The organism is Vibrio chagasii (genome assembly GCF_024347355.1).
In the GTDB taxonomy this organism is placed as follows: Bacteria; Pseudomonadota; Gammaproteobacteria; order Enterobacterales; family Vibrionaceae; genus Vibrio; species Vibrio chagasii.
This window is the reverse complement of sequence record NZ_AP025466.1, coordinates 784,957-804,449: the sequence shown is the minus strand read 5'-3', so window position 1 is coordinate 804,449 and position 19,493 is coordinate 784,957. Positions and strand designations below refer to the sequence as shown.

The 19,493-nt window shown below is 44.6% G+C and carries 20 protein-coding genes and 1 pseudogene; 14 read left to right on the top strand and 7 right to left on the bottom strand.

Annotated features, from left to right (window positions below; all coding sequences use genetic code 11):
* Nucleotides 1-12: 12 nt before the first annotated feature.
* From OCV52_RS19600 to OCV52_RS19580, 5 genes are all read left to right on the top strand, one after another.
* Entirely contained in the window at nucleotides 13-960 is a 948-nt protein-coding gene (locus OCV52_RS19600) for a carbohydrate ABC transporter permease (protein ID WP_102423611.1), read from the top strand.
* 6 nt (nucleotides 961-966) lie between these two features.
* Nucleotides 967-2,247 carry an extracellular solute-binding protein gene (locus OCV52_RS19595; protein WP_137406879.1) on the top strand — a complete coding sequence of 427 codons (1,281 nt, stop codon included), beginning with the start codon at nucleotides 967-969 and terminating at the stop codon, nucleotides 2,245-2,247.
* A gap of 104 nt (nucleotides 2,248-2,351) precedes the next feature.
* On the top strand, nucleotides 2,352-3,821 hold the full coding sequence (locus OCV52_RS19590) for a CehA/McbA family metallohydrolase (RefSeq protein WP_137406880.1): 1,470 nt from the start codon (nucleotides 2,352-2,354) through the stop codon (nucleotides 3,819-3,821).
* On the top strand, nucleotides 3,811-4,545 hold the full coding sequence (locus OCV52_RS19585; protein ID WP_137406889.1) for an HAD family hydrolase: 735 nt from the start codon (nucleotides 3,811-3,813) through the stop codon (nucleotides 4,543-4,545). The genes OCV52_RS19590 and OCV52_RS19585 overlap by 11 nt, the downstream gene beginning before the upstream one ends.
* A 56-nt stretch (nucleotides 4,546-4,601) precedes the next feature.
* On the top strand, nucleotides 4,602-5,738 hold the full coding sequence (locus OCV52_RS19580; RefSeq protein WP_137406881.1) for an ABC transporter ATP-binding protein: 1,137 nt from the start codon (nucleotides 4,602-4,604) through the stop codon (nucleotides 5,736-5,738).
* 115 nt (nucleotides 5,739-5,853) lie between these two features.
* On the opposite strand, the pseudogene OCV52_RS19575 reads toward OCV52_RS19580, so the two are convergent.
* Nucleotides 5,854-6,291, bottom strand: a pseudogene (locus OCV52_RS19575) (PTS fructose transporter subunit IIB); the annotation flags it as partial.
* Between the two features lie 5 nt (nucleotides 6,292-6,296).
* Entirely contained in the window at nucleotides 6,297-6,536 is a 240-nt protein-coding gene (locus tag OCV52_RS19570) for a hypothetical protein (RefSeq protein ID WP_390903407.1), read from the bottom strand.
* Between the two features lie 582 nt (nucleotides 6,537-7,118).
* On the opposite strand from OCV52_RS19570, the gene OCV52_RS19565 reads away from it, so the two are divergent.
* The 7 genes from OCV52_RS19565 (at nucleotide 7,119) to OCV52_RS19535 (ending at nucleotide 11,893) form a co-directional block, all read left to right on the top strand.
* The gene (locus OCV52_RS19565; RefSeq protein ID WP_004741680.1) at nucleotides 7,119-7,505 is read left to right on the top strand and encodes a DUF2170 family protein; all 387 of its coding nucleotides are present in this window, start codon (nucleotides 7,119-7,121) and stop codon (nucleotides 7,503-7,505) included.
* Nucleotides 7,506-7,516: 11 nt separating this feature from the next.
* Nucleotides 7,517-8,203, top strand: a complete 687-nt coding sequence (locus tag OCV52_RS19560; RefSeq protein ID WP_137406882.1) for a PspA/IM30 family protein — start codon at nucleotides 7,517-7,519, stop codon at nucleotides 8,201-8,203.
* 74 nt (nucleotides 8,204-8,277) lie between these two features.
* Nucleotides 8,278-8,913, top strand: coding sequence for a YjfK family protein (locus OCV52_RS19555; RefSeq protein WP_004741678.1), 636 nt, complete (start codon nucleotides 8,278-8,280; stop codon nucleotides 8,911-8,913).
* A 29-nt stretch (nucleotides 8,914-8,942) separates the two neighbouring features.
* Complete coding sequence (locus OCV52_RS19550; protein ID WP_137406883.1) at nucleotides 8,943-9,359, top strand: DUF350 domain-containing protein; 417 nt, start codon at nucleotides 8,943-8,945, stop codon at nucleotides 9,357-9,359.
* An 8-nt stretch (nucleotides 9,360-9,367) separates the two neighbouring features.
* A complete protein-coding gene (locus OCV52_RS19545) occupies nucleotides 9,368-9,979 on the top strand; it encodes a DUF1190 domain-containing protein (protein ID WP_137406884.1) in 612 nt (203 codons plus the stop codon).
* Nucleotides 9,979-11,160 carry a glutathionylspermidine synthase family protein gene (locus OCV52_RS19540; protein ID WP_137406885.1) on the top strand — a complete coding sequence of 394 codons (1,182 nt, stop codon included), beginning with the start codon at nucleotides 9,979-9,981 and terminating at the stop codon, nucleotides 11,158-11,160. The genes OCV52_RS19545 and OCV52_RS19540 overlap by 1 nt, the downstream gene beginning before the upstream one ends.
* 250 nt (nucleotides 11,161-11,410) lie before the next feature.
* Nucleotides 11,411-11,893: a hypothetical protein gene (locus tag OCV52_RS19535; RefSeq protein WP_004741674.1), complete on the top strand. Its 483-nt coding sequence runs from the start codon at nucleotides 11,411-11,413 to the stop codon at nucleotides 11,891-11,893.
* A gap of 241 nt (nucleotides 11,894-12,134) precedes the next feature.
* Here OCV52_RS19535 and OCV52_RS19530 read toward each other — a convergent pair whose 3' ends face one another.
* The gene (locus tag OCV52_RS19530; RefSeq protein ID WP_137406886.1) at nucleotides 12,135-12,719 is read right to left on the bottom strand and encodes a TetR/AcrR family transcriptional regulator; all 585 of its coding nucleotides are present in this window, start codon (nucleotides 12,717-12,719) and stop codon (nucleotides 12,135-12,137) included.
* A gap of 191 nt (nucleotides 12,720-12,910) precedes the next feature.
* On the bottom strand, nucleotides 12,911-13,084 hold the full coding sequence (locus OCV52_RS19525; RefSeq protein WP_170222422.1) for a hypothetical protein: 174 nt from the start codon (nucleotides 13,082-13,084) through the stop codon (nucleotides 12,911-12,913).
* A 392-nt stretch (nucleotides 13,085-13,476) separates the two neighbouring features.
* Between OCV52_RS19525 and OCV52_RS19520 the strand changes: the two genes are divergently transcribed.
* Nucleotides 13,477-15,456, top strand: coding sequence for a methyl-accepting chemotaxis protein (locus tag OCV52_RS19520; RefSeq protein WP_137406887.1), 1,980 nt, complete (start codon nucleotides 13,477-13,479; stop codon nucleotides 15,454-15,456).
* Between the two features lie 64 nt (nucleotides 15,457-15,520).
* Here the strand turns inward: OCV52_RS19520 and OCV52_RS19515 are convergent, their stop codons facing one another.
* A complete protein-coding gene (locus tag OCV52_RS19515) occupies nucleotides 15,521-16,858 on the bottom strand; it encodes an IS4 family transposase (RefSeq protein ID WP_137409200.1) in 1,338 nt (445 codons plus the stop codon).
* Between the two features lie 131 nt (nucleotides 16,859-16,989).
* Entirely contained in the window at nucleotides 16,990-17,412 is a 423-nt protein-coding gene (locus OCV52_RS19510) for an organic hydroperoxide resistance protein (protein ID WP_137408820.1), read from the bottom strand.
* Nucleotides 17,413-17,539: 127 nt separating this feature from the next.
* Between OCV52_RS19510 and OCV52_RS19505 the strand changes: the two genes are divergently transcribed.
* Entirely contained in the window at nucleotides 17,540-17,977 is a 438-nt protein-coding gene (locus OCV52_RS19505; protein ID WP_171762518.1) for a MarR family winged helix-turn-helix transcriptional regulator, read from the top strand.
* A gap of 179 nt (nucleotides 17,978-18,156) precedes the next feature.
* On the opposite strand, the gene OCV52_RS19500 is transcribed toward OCV52_RS19505, so the two are convergent.
* Nucleotides 18,157-19,320 carry an amino acid permease gene (locus OCV52_RS19500; RefSeq protein WP_137408821.1) on the bottom strand — a complete coding sequence of 388 codons (1,164 nt, stop codon included), beginning with the start codon at nucleotides 19,318-19,320 and terminating at the stop codon, nucleotides 18,157-18,159.
* Nucleotides 19,321-19,493: the final 173 nt, after the last annotated feature.

Sequence of the window (19,493 nt, the reverse complement as noted above, 5' to 3'; positions counted from 1 at the left end):
AAGGACAGAATTATGACCACGCAAGTATTGGATGCCAATCAAGTATTGAATCAGAGCACAGCGAAAACCAAAGTTAGAGCCCAAACCAAAGCGACCAAATCAGAGGTTACGTCAAAGAAAACTTCAGTGGATCGCCGCTCGTTTATCGCACTGGCTAAGCACCTGTTCTTAGCAACCTGTGGAACCATCATGGTGTTTCCGTTCTTATGGATGCTGTCTGGTTCGCTGAAAACCAATGATGAGATCTTTGCTAACCCGCTGGACTTGATTCCAGAGCAGTTTCGTTGGGAAACCTTTGTCGAAACCTTTCACAGCGCGCCGTTTGGCTTGTACATCTTCAACAGCTTTAGCGTGGCTTTGTTCACCACCTTGTTGGTGATTGTGAATTCAGCGATGTTTGCATACGCGCTGACTCAGCTGAAGTTTCGCTCGAAGACGGTGCTCTATTTCATCGTTATGGGCTGTTACATGCTGCCAGGTGCAGTGACTTACATTCCGTCTTACATCACCTTGGCAAAACTGGGCTTGTTGGATTCACACATGGGCTTAGTGGCGTCGAACGCGGCGTCGGTTTTCGGTGTGTTCTATCTACGCCAAGTGTTTATCAAGGTGCATCCGTCGCTGATTGAAGCGGCACGAATTGATGGTGCAGGTGAGCTCAAAATCTTATGGGCAATCATCTTACCGCAATGCCGAGCAGCAGTCGCAACACTGTTCCTCATCACTTTTATTACCAATTACAACAGCTACATGTGGCCGAGCCTAGTGATAACAACTCAGGATTTAAATCTGATCGCTACTGGTATTCGTCACTACTTTATTGCCGAAGGTAACTATGGGTTGAACTGGTCGCAAATCATGGCGGCGAGCACCATTGCAGTATTGCCTTTGTTAATTCTATTCGTCATTTGTCAAAAGACGATTCTTTCAGGTATCGCCGATAACGGCGTAAAAGAGTAAACGGAAATGAAACTAAAAACTCTCGCACTAGTGTGTGCTGGCGCAGCAAGCGCGTCTATGTTCTCTAGCAGTGTTCTTGCGGCAACCGAAGTTAACTTTTGGTATTCCGGTGGTACTAAGCCACAGCAAATGATGACTAAGCTCATCGAAGAGTTCAATGCAAGCCAAGATGAGTATGTGGTGAAGCCCGCATTGCAAGGTAACTACACGGAAACCTACCAGAAGCTGCAAGCCGGTTTAGCGTCGAAAACGGCACCTGAACTTGTGCTGCTAGATTCAGGCCGTGCGGAAGCGATGCATGGGCGTGGTTTGAGCCGTGACCTAACGCCATTCATGGATGAAGAGTTCAACTTCTCTGATTTCATTGGTGCTTTTAAAGATCAAGTGACGGCAGACGACGGCACCATCATCGGTCTACCTGCTTACGGTACAACTCAAGTGTTCTACTACAACAAGCAGGTGTTGGCAGATAACGGCTTTACTGAGCAAGATCTAAATACATGGCAAGGCGTGGCTAAGGTCGCTGAGAAAGTCACACAACGTGATGAGAAAGGTAATGTGACCTTCTACGGCTGGGAGCCGATGTGGGGTCAAGACAACATGATTGACGCGGCATTTTCTAACGGCGCTAAGATCATCAGTGATGACGGTAAGAAAGTACTGATTGACTCTCCTGAGTGGGTTGAAGTGTGGGACAGCTTCCGTAAGTGGATCCACGATGATCAAATCATGCGTATTCACTACGGTGGTCAAGGTTGGGAATACTGGTACAAAACCATTGATGACGTGATGAAAGACAACGCACTAGGCTACACCGGTTCATCGGGTGACCAAGGTGACTTGGACTTCACTAAGCTTTCAGCAACCACACAACCAGGTTGGGGCTCAAACCCTTCTGCACCACAAGCGGGTGCGCTGGTTTACGTTATGCCAAAAGGCACAGACGATGCCGCGGCGAAAGGTGCATTCGAGTTTGTTGAGTTCTACACCAATGCGAAAAACACCGCAGCATGGTCAATGTTCACGGGCTACATCCCAGTGCGTAATAGCGTTTCTGAAGTTCCAGAGTACCAAGCGTTCACTAAAGATAACCCACAAGCTCTGATTCCATTGAAGCAAGCGAACACGGCGACCAAAGACTTCCTAGACCCTACCAACGGTAAGATCATGGATGCGCTGAAGGTGGCAGCGGATCAGATTCAAATCCAAAACATGTCTGCTGACAAAGCGCTAAAACAAGCGGCTAAGAAAGCGCAACGTGCACTAGACCGAGCGAATCGTTCTTAATCCGTAAAGATAACAAAACTATCTTTGCATGCATCAAGGCCCATCTATTCGGGTGGGCCTCTTTTTGACCCAGTCCTTCAATTAGGACGAATTTGGTGAAGACAATGACCCAATTTCAAGGTGAGCTGCCGTTTGGTAGAGTACGTATCCCCTTTGATGTGCCAGCAGGTTCTCACAGCGTAACGATCACTGGCACAACGGTGAAAAAAGGATTCTTGTACGCAGCGGCGTATGATGCCAACCAAGCCTTTCGTGGCAAAGTGCTATTTGAAAAGGCGCACAAGTCACTAGCTACCCAACCGAAAAACTCAGGCCTAGGCGCGATTGATGGCGCGATTCCATCGGGCCAGTGGTTCTTAGAACTTTATAACCTTGAGGGTGAGTTTCGTACCGAGCGTGCGATGCAGTATCAAGTCGATGTACTTTGCTCTGATGAGTTAGTTAATAACGATGTTGAGTTAGAACTGAACCCAACGGTCACAACTGATCACGATATCGAGTTTGATTACAGCCATATGCTGAGTTCTGATTCCCGTTGGTATCGTGGCGACTTACACGCTCACACTCAGCTTTCTGATGGCCACAATACTTTGGCTGCGGCCAAAGACATCGTTGAATCACAAGGGCTCGATTTCTTCTTCTTCACTGAGCACAACATCTGCCAGCCTAAACTGCCAGTATCAAAGCAGTGCTTGTTCTTACCTGCGTTAGAAGTCACGACCGATCTCGGGCACTTCAATGTGCATGGTCCGGTTAAGTCTTTGGACCTTAGAGACGTCGAACACAGCAGCCAAGCGACCATGGAAGTGGGATTGAGTTTAGCGAAAAGTGGACACAGCTCCCTTGGCATCAATCACCCAATGATGAAGCCGTGGCACTGGCATTACGATCAAGTGGATCTAGGCCAAGTGTCTACGTTTGAAGTGTGTTGTGACCCTACTTGGTCAACTTCACCAAAAGCGACCGAAGAGGCGTTATTGGTTCTTAATGAAATGTGGAATTGTGGTCAGCGTATTGCCGCGATTGGCGGCAGTGATTCGCACCTTAAACCGCATGAGCGCAATCCTAAATCTGATGAACCCTCTATCTACGGCGACCCATCCACCTTCGTCTACAGCCATGGCTTGAGCGGTGAAGGTATCTTGTCTGGTCTGCGTAATGGGCAAGTTTACCTAGAGCGCCGTTGCGGCTTGAAGTTTGATATCAACTTAGGTGACTTGCTACCGGGCAACGACTCTCAAGGCCAGCCACTAACATATCGAATTGCTGTCTCTGACTCAGAAAACCTTTACTACGCAGAGTGCGTGGTGGATGGCGAGATTGTTGGACGAATCGCTCTGAATGATGAGCTGCAAAGTATCCATATTGATGAAGGCTACCGTTGGTGCCGAGTGGATATTCGTCGCGGAGAGCTTTCTTCAGCACTAATGAACAGTACTCACACTGCATCTGACGAACGTGAGTTTGAAGGCTGCATCAACGCCGTATTCGACGGTAAACAACCAGAATTTAACCAACCCCTAGTGCGTACTTGGGGAGAACTAATGGAGCGAATGAGCCGTGATGAAGTTTAAGGCGATGTTATTTGATAAAGACGGCACATTGTTAGAGTTCCACAAGATGTGGCTCAACGTTTCTCGTGGTGCTTGTGAGCGTGTGAAATCTTACTGTGACCAGCATCAGGGTAATCAAACTGTCACACCTGCTGAGTTACTCTTGGCCATCGGTGTTGAAGGTGATGTGGTTGATAACTATGGATTATTAGCCTCAAACCCAGTGGAAGATACCGCGACAGCGTGGTTCAACATGCTGCAACCAAATGTCTCACTCGCTGAGTTCACTAAGGTGACCAAAGCCGCTTTCAATGACGAAGTGGAAGAGAACCCAAGCTGGATTGAAGCACTACCGGGTGTGGCTGAAAAGCTGGGTGTGTTTAAACAGCAGGGCATGATTTTAGGCATCGCGACTGCAGATACCAAAGACTCAACGATCTACACATTAGAGCAATCGGGTTTGAGTGAGATGTTTGATTATGTCGGTTACTCCGATGGTGATATCGAACCTAAACCAGCGCCAGCACTACTTAATGCCTTCTGTGAGCAATGCGGTATTGAGCCACATGAAGTGATCATGTTTGGTGACACGGTTTCGGATATGGAATTTGGCCGCAATGCAGGCGCAAGCAATGTTGGCGTGCTGACGGGGACAGCACAACACAGCGAGTTAGAACCAGTGGCGGATCTGGTTATCGAATCAGTCGCCCATTTTGAGCTCAACCAACTGCAAGAACGTGGCTAAAACGTCCACGACAGATTGCAAAGATAGTATTTAACCAATTGATTTAAGGACAGGTTATGGCTGAAGTCACACTGAGAGGGGTAGAGAAAACCTACCCAAATGGTTTTAAGGCCGTGCACGGTGTCGATCTGAATATTCGCGAAGGTGAGTTCATGGTGTTTGTTGGGCCGTCTGGCTGCGCAAAATCTACGACACTTCGTATGATCGCAGGCCTTGAAGATATCTCAGAAGGCGATGTCTACATTGGCGATAAGCGTGTGAATGAGCTGCCACCTAAAGATCGTGGCATCTCAATGGTGTTTCAGAACTACGCACTTTACCCACATATGTCGGTATACGACAATATGGCTTTCGGCCTGAAACAACAGAAGTTGCCTAAGCGCGAAATCACCGAACGCATCGAAGAAGCAGCCAAGACATTGGATATCGAACACCTGCTAAATAATAAGCCGGGTGAAATGTCTGGTGGTCAAAGGCAGCGTGTCGCGCTTGGTCGTGCGATGGTACGTAAGCCAGATGTGTTTTTGTTTGACGAGCCCTTGTCTAACTTGGATGCAAAGCTGCGTGTGTCGACTCGTGTCAGCATTGCGCAGCTGCACAACAATCTTAAGCAAGAAGGGCAAAACGCTACCATGATCTACGTGACACACGATCAGGTGGAAGCCATGACTCTTGGTGATCGTATCTGCGTGTTGAATCAAGGTGAGATCATGCAGGTCGATACGCCTATGAATCTTTACCAATACCCGGCAAACAAGTTTGTCGCGGGCTTTATTGGTTCACCAGCGATGAATCTTCTTAAGGTGAGATTGGATGAGATTGACGGTGTGATGAACGTGGTTTCTGAAAGTGGTACTCGTTGGACGCTACCACAGGACAAGCAGGCTATTGCTCGTGAAAAATTGGGCGAGTGGGTGTGGTTCGGCGTTCGCCCTGAGCACATTCAACTGGCTAATCATGATGCGCCGTTGTCTGAGGTGAATACTCAAACGCACAGGCTTGATGTGGTCGAGTCGATGGGTAATGAGCTGTATCTCTACTTCAAATTGGGTGCTGATAAGCTGGTGGCTCGCGTGCCTTTCGATGCCGATCGTACGGCAAACAGTGGCGAAGAGACAGTGCTTCACTTTAATACGCTACAGTGTCATTTGTTTGATTTGGAAACCGAAGAGACGCTCGATCCTAAGAGCTGATTCTGTTGCTCCTACGAGTTGTTCTGTAAAAAGAAATCCCCATTCATTGACTAGACGAATGGGGATTTTAGTTACTAGGGGGTAGTAATTTTTATCTTCTAACTTGTTTCAGGTTTTAAATAGCCACCATGTCCGCGGCTTTCTTCATCGCTTCTTTGGTTGAACACTCAATCACATTCGCGTTTGCAAAGCGGTGAGCGTCTTTCACTTGAATATCGTGAGCTAAGATAACCAGTTTCGCGTTTGCGACATCTAGGTCTGTAATGCGGTTTTGAATGCCATTTTGACCTTGTGTTTCTACCTTAATCTTAAGGCCAGCTGCCGCACCTGCTTTCTCTAGTGCTTTGGCTGCCATAAAGGTGTGTGCAACACCAGAAGGGCAACATGTTACTGCTACGATGTCGTACTCGCCTTCGCCCGCTACAGGTGCTGTTTGAGCTTGAACTGGCGCAGCTTCAACAGTGTCTTCCTCTGTTTCAACGACCACTGGTTTCCAGAAGCCAACGATAACCGCTGTGGTTAGTGAGCCAAGCGCGATATCGACAAGATATATGCTATTTAGCGCGCTTTGTTTGGGTTCACTACTGCACGTTCTACGAAGTTTTCAAGCGCTTTGATTGGTGAGTCTGTTTCGTTGCGAAAGCGGTTCAGGTTGAGAATGCCAAGCTCTGTATAGTGAGCAAGCACCTCTTTAAATAGACTTGCTTTGCTGCCAGCGGTTGAATAGATGCTACCCGGACGAAGACCAAGCACATATTGCAGGTTATGTATAAAAGTCGCGTGAAGTCCTTTTCCCAATACAGATTCGTTTCCTTATCTACAGCGTCTTGTCTATCGAACTTCGCGGTCTTGGACATAACATATGCTTCATTAATCTGAACATATGTTCAAAATTTTATGCTGAACGTTCGTTCCGTTAAAGCAGTGTTTTACTCGATTTACAAGTTGTTCTTGCACCTTATTAGGATATAAGGCGCTCGATTGAATACAATTTATGGCAAGTTTTGGCTGCTTTTACTTTGGAATATTGCCCCATTTCCAGGGACGTTCCTGTAACAACGCTTCGGTAACAATAAAGTGTATTGCTTGATCACTTTTCTTATGTGCACAGTTACGCTGCATTTAAATTAATGGAGTGCTATACAGCTTTGTCGATAGAGAGGTGCGGATAATCGGAAACAAAACTTACATTGTAATTATGCAATGAAATCCACATAAAAAGTGTATAAGGTGAGATTGATAAATAGATTGAGGATACAATTTGGTTCGCTTTTATAACATATGTATTTGTTTTTTTATGTAATAAAAGCGGCTTTTTTAAGTGCGTGTTTAATAAGACACGAGTCATGCTTTGGTTTGAACGTCAAAAGGCAACAAATAATGAATTGGAATACTAATGAGTTACAAGTGCTCTTAAGTGAGCATCAGGGTTGGAGTGTTGAGTCAACTGAGCAGTCTATCGTGATACAAAACGAAGATGGAATTAATGCTTTTTTAGCCGTTTCAGGGGAACAGATATTGGTTGAAGTCTTGTTGTTCTCTCAATCTGACGTCAAGGATAAGCATGCGCTTAATGAAACAATCCTGCGTACACACAAGATGTTCCCTCTATCAACTATTGGGATTAATGACGTGAATGGTGAGAGCTATTACACAGCGTTTGGTTCATTGTCGTCTCAATCTAAAAAAGAGAGTGTAGTCATTGAAGTTGCTACTCTATTTAGAAACGTTGAGGCATTCATCGACCTTTACCAAGAATACTTATAAGGAGAGAGCAGATGAGTGTTTGGAAAAAACTAGTAACGGCCATCAAAGGTGGCGCAAATGAAGCGGCAGAAGCGGTAGCGGACAACCAAGCTCTAAGGATTCTTGATCAAGAAATCCGAGAAGCAAAAGAGGAGTTGCGCCGTTCAGATGAAGCTTTAGTTAAAATCATTGCAAAAAGAAAGCTGTCAGAACAGAAAGTTGCGAGCTTCGATAGTGGAATAGCTGAATACGAAGGGCATGCCCGTTCAGCTATGGAAAAAGGCCAACAGGATCTAGCGTTGGAGTGTGCAACAAAGGTTGCGACGCTGCGTAGCGAACAACAAGCGGAACAGGCTTATTTTCAGCAGTTTACTCAGTCTGAGCAATCTATGCGTACGAATATCGCACAAGCGAAAGACAAATTACGCCAATTAGAACAACAAGTTGACGTTGTTAAAGCCAATGAAGCAGTCCAAAAAGCGCAGGCCGCTGTATCAGCAACAAATGTTGGCGCTAATGCAAAAATGCATACTGCGGTTGAATCTTTAGATCGTATAAAGCGCCGCCAGGATGAAAGGCAAGCACAATTTGAGGCTGCACAAGAACTCCATGAACAGCAATCTGGCAGCAGTTTAGATAAGAAGTTGGCGGATGCTGGCATTGTGTCTGGGGGAAGTAAGTCAGCTGAAGACGAACTAGCTCGAATTCTCGGTAAGTAGCTTCTAAGTTACGTGTATATGGAGCGTAGCGCTTGGCCGTTACGCTCTTTCGTTTGTTAAACAAGGAGTGCTTTATGTTTGGCTGGTTTAAAAAACAAAAAGACGAGAAACCTCAGGCACCCCAAGCGCCGGAAGTGATTGGATTGAGGCTAGGCGGTGCGTTTGAACTTGATGATCTCAAACTGAAGATTATTGAACCTAGTCTAGTTATTGAAGGTGCAGCTCGAACTCAAATCATTAAAGCAGTTGGCGAGGTCAAACTTGATAATCAGACTCGCCTTTTGCGGTATTACACTGACGACGAGGGGTATTTACAGATCCTTCAACATGGGAATCAAGAAGCTGATATTGAAGAAGTGAAGCTTTGGTATTTCTATGAGTCTAAGCCGATTGATACCGACGCTCAGTGGCAATCATTGTTAGACAACGATGTGGTTCAATCGTACAAGGAGCTTGAAGGGCACCGCTTTTCCAAGGTTTGGGACAATATTCGTCCGGTTCCTATGACAGAGACTACTTGGGATCAGTCGGGAAATATCACAACCACCGATCAATTTGTCATGGTTTATGAACGTGAGGCTGAAACGGATTTATTCGAGTCACTATTGGTGAGCGCCGAAGAGTCTATCGTCAATAATCAGCACGTTCGCAGTGTAGTAACAAGCACAGGTATTAACCTTACTCCAACTGACTTCACGTTAATTAGTTAACAATTCTCCATCTCCGTTAAGGAAACATTATGTCTCAATTTGTAAATTCTCTGGCAGGGCTTGGTGCGTTTGCGCTTTACTTCGCATTGTCAATTTTCTTCTTGCTGCTTTTTAAGTTTGTTTATATTCGTTGCACTCCTTACGACGAGTGGAAGTTGGTTAAGGATGAACAAAATATTGCAGCCGGTATTACTTTATCTGGTGCTTTCCTAGGTTATAGCTTGGCAATTGCTGGTGCAGCAAAGAACTCAGTAAATCTGGTCGATTTCGCTATCTGGGGCGTGATTGCTTTGGTCGCACAACTACTCGCTTTTGCGATAGTTCGTTATGGTTTTATGCCAAAATTGGTCGAGCGTATTAAGGCTAACGAAATTCCTGCAGGTATCGTGATGGCATCTATGTCTGTCGCGATTGGCCTGCTTAATGCCGCTTGTATGACCTACTAGGAGGCGGCATGAAACGTAGTCAAAATGTAGTTTTGCCTGAAATGCGTAAGAACTGGCGTCAGTTCAGTCTGGCCCCGATTTCTGTGGCGGTGACAACAGCAATGATTTCTGGCTGCAGTGATGATTCTGTTCGAACCAATATTTATGGCACGATCGATGAATGTATTTATGATCACCCATCTTATGCGGCGGAGTGCAAAAGTGCTTATCAGGATGCTCTAGAAGAAGCGAGTCGCACGGCACCTAAGTATAAGAGCATTGATGATTGTGCGCATGAGTTTGGCTTTAGCGGATGTGTTGCTGCTCCTCAAAACAATTGGTTTATGCCTGCGATGGCAGGATTTATGTTCGCACGCATGGTAGATGATCGTCGTTACTATTCTCAGCCTATGTTTACATCGACGTACTCTCGTAGCATTTTCTATGATGATTGGGTCACTGCGGATGGTCGAACTTATGGGAAGTCATATCAACGTGGTACGGTATCTGTGAGTCGTGACGAGTTTAAGCCCAAGCCGACGGTGAAACGAACTATCTCTCGTGGTGGTTTTGGCTCCACGGTATCAGCGAAATCAAGTTGGAGTAGTTCTAAGAGCTCAAGTAAAGGTTGGGGCGGCTAATGCTTCGTCTGAATTCGGAACCTCGAAAACACTGGAAGCAGCTGGCGGCAGAGTATGGTTTTGGTTTCCATACCATGTACGATGAACCGTATTGGGATGAAACGGCTTACTACCAGTTCACTCTGAAGCAAATCGAAGAAGATCTTGAAGAGCCAACTCGAGAAATTCATGAAATGTGTCTCGAAATCGTGGATGTGGTCGTGCACGATGAATATTGGCTTAAGCGCTTTCAAATCCCTCAATCCATGTGGCAAGGTGTTTTGGATTCGTGGAAGCGTAGGGAGCCTTCTCTCTATTCTCGTATCGATCTTGCTTATGATGGACGTGGTCCTGCCAAGTTTTATGAAAACAACGCCGATACACCTACATCGCTGTTTGAAACAGGATTCTGGCAATGGTTTTGGCTTGAAGATTTGGTGAACTCAGGAAAGCTAAGGCGGGATTCTGATCAATTTAACTTGCTTCAAGAGTTAATGATGGCGAGATTCCAAGAGTTAGCTCGCTTACAACCCGGTCAGACATTGCACTTTTCATGCTGTAAAGATACTGAAGAAGATCGTGGCACGGTTCAGTATATGCAGGACTGTGCGATTGAAGCAGGGTTGAAAACGAAGTTTGTTCATATTGAAGACATCGGCGTAACGCGAGATGGAGAGTTTACCGACACTCAAGATAACCTGATTCGATGGATGTTCAAGCTTTACCCTTGGGAATTCATGTTCCAAGAGGATTACGCCAAGCACTTGGATACGGCCAAAGTGAATTGGCTAGAGCCTATGTGGAAGTCAGTGCTATCTAACAAGGCAATACTTCCTTTGTTATGGGAAAAATTTCCTAACCATCCGAACTTACTAGCTGCGTATTTTTCAGATGATCCTAAACTAAAACAACTGAAAAATTCCGAGCTCACAGATCATGTAATTAAGCCTCTATTTTCACGGGAAGGTGCCAATATTCAAGTTGTAAGAGATCAAGAGCTTGTTCTCGATACCGAGGGCCCTTACGGTGAAGAAGGACATATCATTCAAGCTTTTCATCCATTACCAAAGTTTGGTGATAACTATACCTTGGTTGGTAGTTGGTTGATTAATGATGAGCCTGCGGGAATCTCAATCCGAGAAGACAGCTCCCTGGTGACTCAAGATATGTCTCGTTACCTTCCTCACATCATTCTCGACTAGATGGTCATTTAGGTTGATAGACACTGTGTTTGCTTGTTTATCAACCTACCTTTTCAATTATTGGTGCTGTGTACCCAAAGTTGTCATAGCTCTGACAATTAGATTGGTTGAGGGCTTAGAGTTTCTCGCGCTTTAAGTTGTTGCATAAGCTATTGGCTCTGTTGGTCTCTTTTTACTTTTCATTTTATTTTCCTTCAGAAGCCGCTATTGCAACCTTTAATTGAACAATGTTTTATATTTTGGAGAGGGAATGAAGTACTTTGTGGTCCCCGCTGTTGTGTTGTCAGGCTTCGCGGTGAGTGCAGCCTTTGCGCTGAGTGATGACGTTGAACACTTTGTGAGTTTAGGTGTACTTGATGGTTACACCGCGTTGAATGAGTCGGAGTTTACGCCTGCGGTCGGCTATCATGCCTTGATCGACGATAGGCATCGTTGGGGGTTAGGAGTGGCGCACAGTATGAAGTCAGACTACACGACTACGACTGGCTCTTATGATTATGTCTATAACTTCGACTCAAAATGGGCAATTTTCGGAGGAGTATCGACAGGTTATAGCTTCGCCAAAAGGGATGATGGCGTGTTGGCTGGTGGTCAGTTTGGTTCAACTTTCGAACCGGTAGAGAACATGAAAATGGAACTCGGCTACCGAATTCACGACACATTGGACAATTGGAAAGACAGAGATATGTCGCGAATTGAAGGGATTTACTTCGGATTTAGCATGAAAGTGTAATTACTGGCGACAAACTGGGTCGCCAGAAGCAGGAGCCTTTAAGGAACGTCGATACAGGAAAAGTTTACCGTAGTGGTTTGCATCTGCTCTTCAATGCGCAGGCGCTGATCATGAGGAAGGTATAACCCTTAAACTATAGAGTTAATTGGCTACAAAGTTAACGAGATCAAAACTAAAAAGACTCCGCTCTAGCCCTTAGCGAACAGTGGAGTCTTTTTGTTGAGATGTCTGAGCTCAGCATTTAAAAAGGATGATACTTAAATACGTCTTCAACCATTGAGTTAAGTAAATCGATGTCGTCACAGGTTTTCGCGTAGGTACGCAGGCCTGCGATTTGAACCTGAACATGTCGAGCAAGCTGAACAGGTTCACGCTCTTTGCTTATCTCACCAAGCTCTTGTGCTTCGGTAATTAGCTTAGCGAATTCGCCCTCCATGATCTTTAGAGATCTCTTCGCCTCTTCTAACAACTCGGCGTGCTCGTCAGTCAGCTCAGCGACCGTCTTAGCCAACATACACATGCCGTTTGGCGCACTTTGTTTGGACTCAACTACTGCACGTTTTACGAAGCTTTCAAGCGCTTTGATTGGAGAGTCTGTTTCGCTTCTGAAGCGGTTCAAATTAAGAATGCCAAGTTCGGTATAGCGAGTCAGCGTCTCTTTAAACAAACCCTCTTTGCTGCCAAACGTTGCGTAGATGCTACCCGGACGCATATCAATCACGTCTTGCAGGTTACGCATAGAAGTCGCGTGAAAGCCCTTTTCCCAATACAGGTTCGTTGCTTTATCTACAACATCTTGTCTATCGAACTTCGCAGTCTTGGCCATAACATCTACTTCATTAATCTGAACATATGTTCAATATTTTATGCTGAACGTTCGTTCCAGTAAAGGTGTGTTTTGCTCGACTTAATTGCCGTTCTTGCACCTTACTGGTGCATAAGGTGCTCGATTGAATGCAATTGATGATGAGCTTTGGCAGCTTTTGCTATGGAATTTTGCTCAATGTCTGATGAAGACTATTCGTCGACGACTTCGACGGTTTTATGTTGCGCACCGTAATAGGTGCCTTCATCGATGGTGTACATCAGAGTTGCTTCACATTCAGGGCAGTCGAACTCTTCATTGGGCTCGATGGCTTCCTCTTCTACCCATTCCCATCCAATGTGTTTTTCGCAAGCTGGACAGTCCATAAATACCTCAGGTTATGCTTTTTAGTTGATTGAATTGTTAACTTTTCGGGGCGGCATTATACATAGTTGCTGCTCAATATGTAGTGAGTATTCAGGTGGATTTTAGTGTTTACCTACCCCTTTAGTATTGATAAAAAGCGTCATTTTTCAGTCACTTGCGTCGGGAGTATGTTGTTGCACGGTTTTTGTGTTCGATAAGGTTGCATAGCTAACAGATTTATAAATAAACCAATGAGTTTTGTAAGGTTAAATGCTAGCGTTATCAATTGCCGATAACATGGCACGGTAATTGATAAAACTAAATATTATATGATCTTAGTAAAAGTACACCGTTTTAGAAGTGTGTCTAATTACATTACAGATAAAGATTCGTTAGCTGCTAGGAAATAACAATGAAATTAACCGATATGTCTTTTAAGCAAAAAATCATCGCTTTGCTTATTTTACCGATCTTAGGGTTTCTATGGCTGAGTGCTTCTACGATTTCTAAAAGCGTAGAAACGACCAGCGAAATGTCGTCATTAAACCAACTGACTCGTTTGTCGGTTGTGTACAGCGAACTTGTACATGAGCTACAAAAAGAACGCGGTATGACGGCAGGTTTTATTGGGTCGAAGGGCACTAAGTTTGTTAGTGAACTTCAATCTCAAAGAACCAGTGCGGATAATAGACGTGCGCAGAGAACCGAATATTGGCAGTCTGCAGCGATTGATTTACCGCAGATTACTCGCCTGAATAACGAAATTAGCCAAAGTCTTAACCAAATTACTTCTATTCGTAACCGAGTTGATTCTCAGTCGATACCACTTTCTGAAGCTTTGGGCTATTACACAAAACTTAACGCAAAATTATTGAGTGTCTCGGCGTTAATCGCAGAGCTAAGCTCTGATGCCACCATCACTACGGAAACCATCGCTTATTACAATTTTTTGCAAGGTAAAGAGCGTGCGGGTATTGAGCGTGCTGTGCTGAATAATACCTTCTCCAAAAACGAGTTTGGCCCAGGTATGCTGGTGAAATTCATCTCTTTGGTGACAGAGCAAAATACCTACTTCTCAAACTTTGAGGTGTTGAGTAACCCAGATAATGTCCGCTTCTTTGAGCAGCAATTGAATGACCGCTCTGTGGCAGAAGTAGAGAAGCTTCGTAGTTTGGCTGAATCTAAGATGAGTGGTTTTGATGTCGACCCTGTGTATTGGTTCGCTCAAGCGACAGGCCGTATTGTCCAGTTGAAGAAAACCGAGAATCAGCTAGCAGACTCATTGATTGCGTTGACTGAGAAAAAGATGTCAGAGGCGCAGTCTGCGATGATGATGAGTATTGGTCTGTTTGCTTTAGTCACCTTGTTTGCGACCTTCGTGAGCGTTAAGACTATCAGCGATCTAACGATGAGAGTAAAAGATCTGACGGTGATGTTGTCTAAAGTTCGTAATGACAATGACCTAACGGTTCGTGCTAAGTTCGTTGGTAACAGCGAGCTTGGACAGATATCTTCGGCACTGAACGAAACGTTAGAAAAGTTTTCGAACGTTATCGACAACTTGTCTCAGTCGAGCCTGACCTTAGCTTCAGCTGCTGAAGAAACCTCGCAAACTTGTCATTACAACTCGAATACGCTGGTTCAACAACAAGATCAAATCGGTTTAGTTGCGACGGCGACAGAAGAGTTGTCAGCAACGGTAAATGAAGTTGCGGCAAAAACTCAGCAGACAGCCAGCTCCGCTAAACTGGTCGATGAGCAGTCACAAGAAGGTTTGAGCACTGTTCAGGATTCTTATCACTCGATTGAAAAACTGGCATCTGAAATTAATGATCTAGCGGAAAAGGTCACCCACTTACATGAGAGCAGTAATAACATCAACAGTGTGATTGATGTGATTAAGTCCGTCGCTGAGCAGACTAACTTGTTAGCATTGAACGCGGCAATTGAAGCGGCAAGAGCGGGTGAGCAAGGTCGTGGGTTTGCGGTCGTAGCCGATGAAGTTCGTACACTGGCACAGCGCACCCAGCAATCGACAGCTGAAATTGAAGGCTTTATCAGCTCGCTACAGTCTGATGTGCAGACGGCGTTCAATGTTATTGATAACAGCCAGAAGATGTCGTCTAAAGCGGTTGAGGATTCAAAAGAGGTTGAGCACACTTTACAAGGTATCTCAGCATCGGTAAGCGAGATATTTAGCATGACCGAACAGATCGCCACAGCGACAGAAGAGCAAGCCGTTGTGACTCAAGATATCGCGCAAAACGTGATGGCGGTTGAGCAGAAATCGACGGAGTCGACCACAGGCGCAACTCAAATAGCAGCAACCGCTAAAGAACAAGCTGAACTGGCGGCTTCATTGAAAGAGATCGCTAGTACGTTTAAGAGCTAATCTTTCAGAGTTAGAAGTTTTCCATCTTATATAAAAATGTCCCGCCTAATGCGGGCAATGTAGTTCACTTAAGCGGAGCTGCTTTGCGATTAATTGGGTAGCGAGTCTTTGATATTTTTACCGCCCTAGGCCGATTAGGCTTAGGGCGTTTGTCTATAAAGAGGACTGATAAGTCTCCCCTTAGACTCTTTAAACGCTTAGGTGTATTGCCTGGCGATATCGCTTTACTCATCACCTTCAGTTGGCTCGCTATAAACTGACAAGCGTATTTAAAGCTAATTTCATTCGGCATTCTTCCATGTTCAACTGCTGCCTGACTTGCTTCACGTCTTACCAAATTATAACCAAGCAACAGCCCCCAGAGTTCTTGATAAACAAGGTTTACTGTTTTACTGCGTAATACTAAGGCATTGTGTTGCATTGAGCTTTTGATATCACGATAACCTAATTCGATTTCCCAACGTTCATGATAAAGTTCGGCTACCGCTTTCGCGTCGTAGTCTGCTCTTGGAAGGGATGTAAAAACAGTTTTCTGCTTACCTTGTACTTCATAGGTCACCGCTCTGACTTGCCATTTTTCAGGTAAACTAGGGTTCTTTTTGAGAGCTTGCGGTGAGACGTTCATTTCGATGAGCATATCATTGCTTTCTTCTTCATCTAAAAGTGTGTATTTCAACCCTTTCCTTGCTGGTATCAACCAATGTCTATTAATACCGCTATTTTGAAGAGAGAGAAGTAAGTCTGCACCGTAAAAACCTTTATCTAGTAACGTCACAGAGTTATCTGGTAAAGAGTCGATGAAGGGCATAGCAAGTGGGATTTCACCACGCCGATAAGGGCTTATGGCAGCGTCAACGATGACATGAGAACGGACATTCATCATAGTCACAACTCTTAGCATTGGATGTGGTGTCTGCCTGCTACTCGAGGTATTACCCGAGCCAAAGTGCTCTCTAAGTTCGGGCGTATCCGCGGTGCGAAAAAGAGCACCGTCTACAGCAAAAACTTGTAATCCTTGCCACGTATCATCACGGTATCGTTCAAGACCCCACGTTCGCCCACATTGTTTAAACAACCACTCTGGTGCAGCACTGCCTAAACGTTGTCTTGCCTGGGTTAAAGCACTTTTTGCTAATAACTCTTCATCAGCCAAGCCATCCGCACAGACATTCATTCTTCGTGCGACTTCGGCAATTGGTTCATTACGGAAGAAGGCCATGCCGACAATTAACCACAAGACCATGTCACTTGGTAGTCGACGTCGGCGAATAGTCGCTTTATCAGAAAGACTAGCTGCCTTAACAACCCATTCATCTGGGATATGTTCAGAGAAAGTGGTGAGTTGAGCTACATCAACAGGATTTTCTTCGAGGAAATCGACAAAATAGTTTTGGATAGACATAAAAAATCGGAAGCCTAGAAACAGGCTTCCGATTATCTCTCAGAAGAAGGATCGGTCAACCGATCCTTATCTGATCTACATTGCGCCTAATGCGGGACATTTTTTTAGTGGGATATTTTTGGGTAAAGCGACTAAAGCGCTTGTCCGTTAACCGACAGTTTCACATCAATGTTGCCGCGAACCGCATTTGAATATGGGCAAACTTGGTGAGCGGTTTTTACCAGCGTAACAGCCTCTTCTTGAGCCAAGTCGAGCTCAATCGCTAATGAAACGGTTAAAGCAAAACCACCATTTTCATTTGGACCGATACCAACTGTTGCAGTTGTTGGCGCCGATACAATCTTGATTTTCATTTCTTTCGCTACGTGAAGCAGAGCATTTGAGAAACACGCAGAGTAGCCCGCAGCAAACAGTTGCTCAGGGTTCGTTGCTTCACCTGAACCGCCCATTTCTTTCGGGTAGCTTAATGCAACAGAAAGCAAATTATCGTCAGTAGAAACTTGGCCGTTACAACCAGCAATTGCAGTAGCAGAAGTAGTGTAGAGTGTTGTCATTGTCTTAATCCTTAAAATGGTTGTGTAAAATTAAATTGTGTGCAACTTTATTTTGAGGTGAGCTTAATTGATAAAACTTATGTGTGCAAGTATATTGTGTGCAATTTAATTTATTGATGAGGTGATCGTGAGCGACCAAGATGAATATCTAAAGTTAGATAATCAGGTGTGCTTTGCACTTTACAGTGCTTCAAATGCAATGAGTCGAGCTTATCAACCTCTGCTGAAAGCGCTTGATCTTACTTATTTACAGTACATTGTGATGATGGTGCTTTGGGAGCAACAAGAGATAAATGTCAAAGCGTTAGGCGCTAAAACACATTTAGATTCAGGAACCTTGACTCCATTACTTAAACGTTTAGAAGCAAAAGGTTATGTGCTTCGTAAACGTAGTGCTGAAGATGAACGAGTGCGAGTAATTACGCTAACTCCTGTAGGGACTGAACTTAAAGAGCGCGCGCAAACTGTCCCAGAAGAGATATTTTGTTTGTCTAAGATGAATGAAAACGAACTTACATCGCTCAAAGCGCAATGTGAGCAGTTACTTGACAACTTAACTCAATAAGAACGTCTCTTTAATTCTCAGTAATAACGTTCAAATACTGAAAAAGCCAGTGAGTATCTACTGTTAATAGCAGAGACTCCTGACTTTTTGTGTTTTGATATGAGTGTGAGGTACTTGTTTAGTCTACACCCACAAACACATACATATCACCACGGCAGCGGTTGATACTGTGCTTCTATCTAACCCATAAACCAAGACACGAAAATCAACGCACCAAAACCGAAGGTCGCCATTAGTGCGGTGTCGCCACCCGCAGCTGTGTAGCTGCCCTCGGTTTGTAGGTGAGGGAAGTCAGGTCTACGAACTTTAACTACCATTGCGAGTGGTCCCCAGATAGCTAGGAATACCAATACCATACCTGCATAGTCGAGCATGCTGACGAATTGGCTAGCAAACAATTCAGCCAATACCAAAGGCAGTACAAAGGTCAGAACGTAAGCCATTAGCTTATTGTTGGTTACCGCGTCTTTGTTTTGGTCATACAGCGCCATGGACACGCCGAGGAAAGAAGTCACCAATGCCAGTGCAGAGAACAGAGCAATCACTACTTTTAACCAAGCAGATTGTCCGCTAAACGCAGAGATCAGTTCTGAAATGTTGTGGAACTGGCTGATCGCGTCTGTACCAAGGTTACCGATAATCGCGAACAACCAAGTGAGGTAGCACACGAGCGGAATCACTGAACCTAACAGAATCATATTTCGGATCTGCTTTTGAGTCGCTTCACGGTTGTAGATAACCAGTGACGGGATCACCACCATAGAGGCAAAGCTGGTAAAGATAACCGCGCTGTATTGCACAACATCATTGGCCTTGTATTGGCTAGTTTGAGTGAGGTAATCAAGACGGATATTGCTAAACAGAGAAGCGATAACAATAAATAGCATCACCACCATCATGATGAATAGGCCACGGTTCAACTTATCGATATAAGACTTACCCGCTACCACAATCACACCCATAAATAGGCTGAAAACGGTATAAGCAGCAGATGCAGAGATGTTTACGCCAACATCGAGCAGTAGCTTATGGATGATGTCACCCACGCCCAAGATATAAGCGATCAGCATGCATACTAGCAGTAGGTAAAAGAGTGCATTGATAAAGTGTTTTCCTTTGCTGCCCAGAGTGAGGTAAGCAACACTGCTCATGCCACTGTTGTCTTTAGTTTTAGTACACGCTTCTGCCAATAGGAGAGCTGAGTATGTGGTGCCGATAAAGATAAGTAGCATCAGCACTGAGCTGATCATGAAGCCAAATTGAGCCAACACCATGGGAATAGCAAGCATGCCAGCCCCTAATGCAGTTCCTGAAAGAATCAAAGAACTGCCGAATAATTTCATATTCAAAAAAGCAACCTCTAAGTATCCAATTAGTTTTTAGTTGGATTGTAAATATTTGTTGCCAAGCCTAACAAATTACTCAGTAAAGTTAGGGGTTAAATTCTAATTATTTTTGAATTTTTCTAAAAAATTTAAGCAGGAATTTATGGTGGGTATGAGTGGTTGATTTAAGT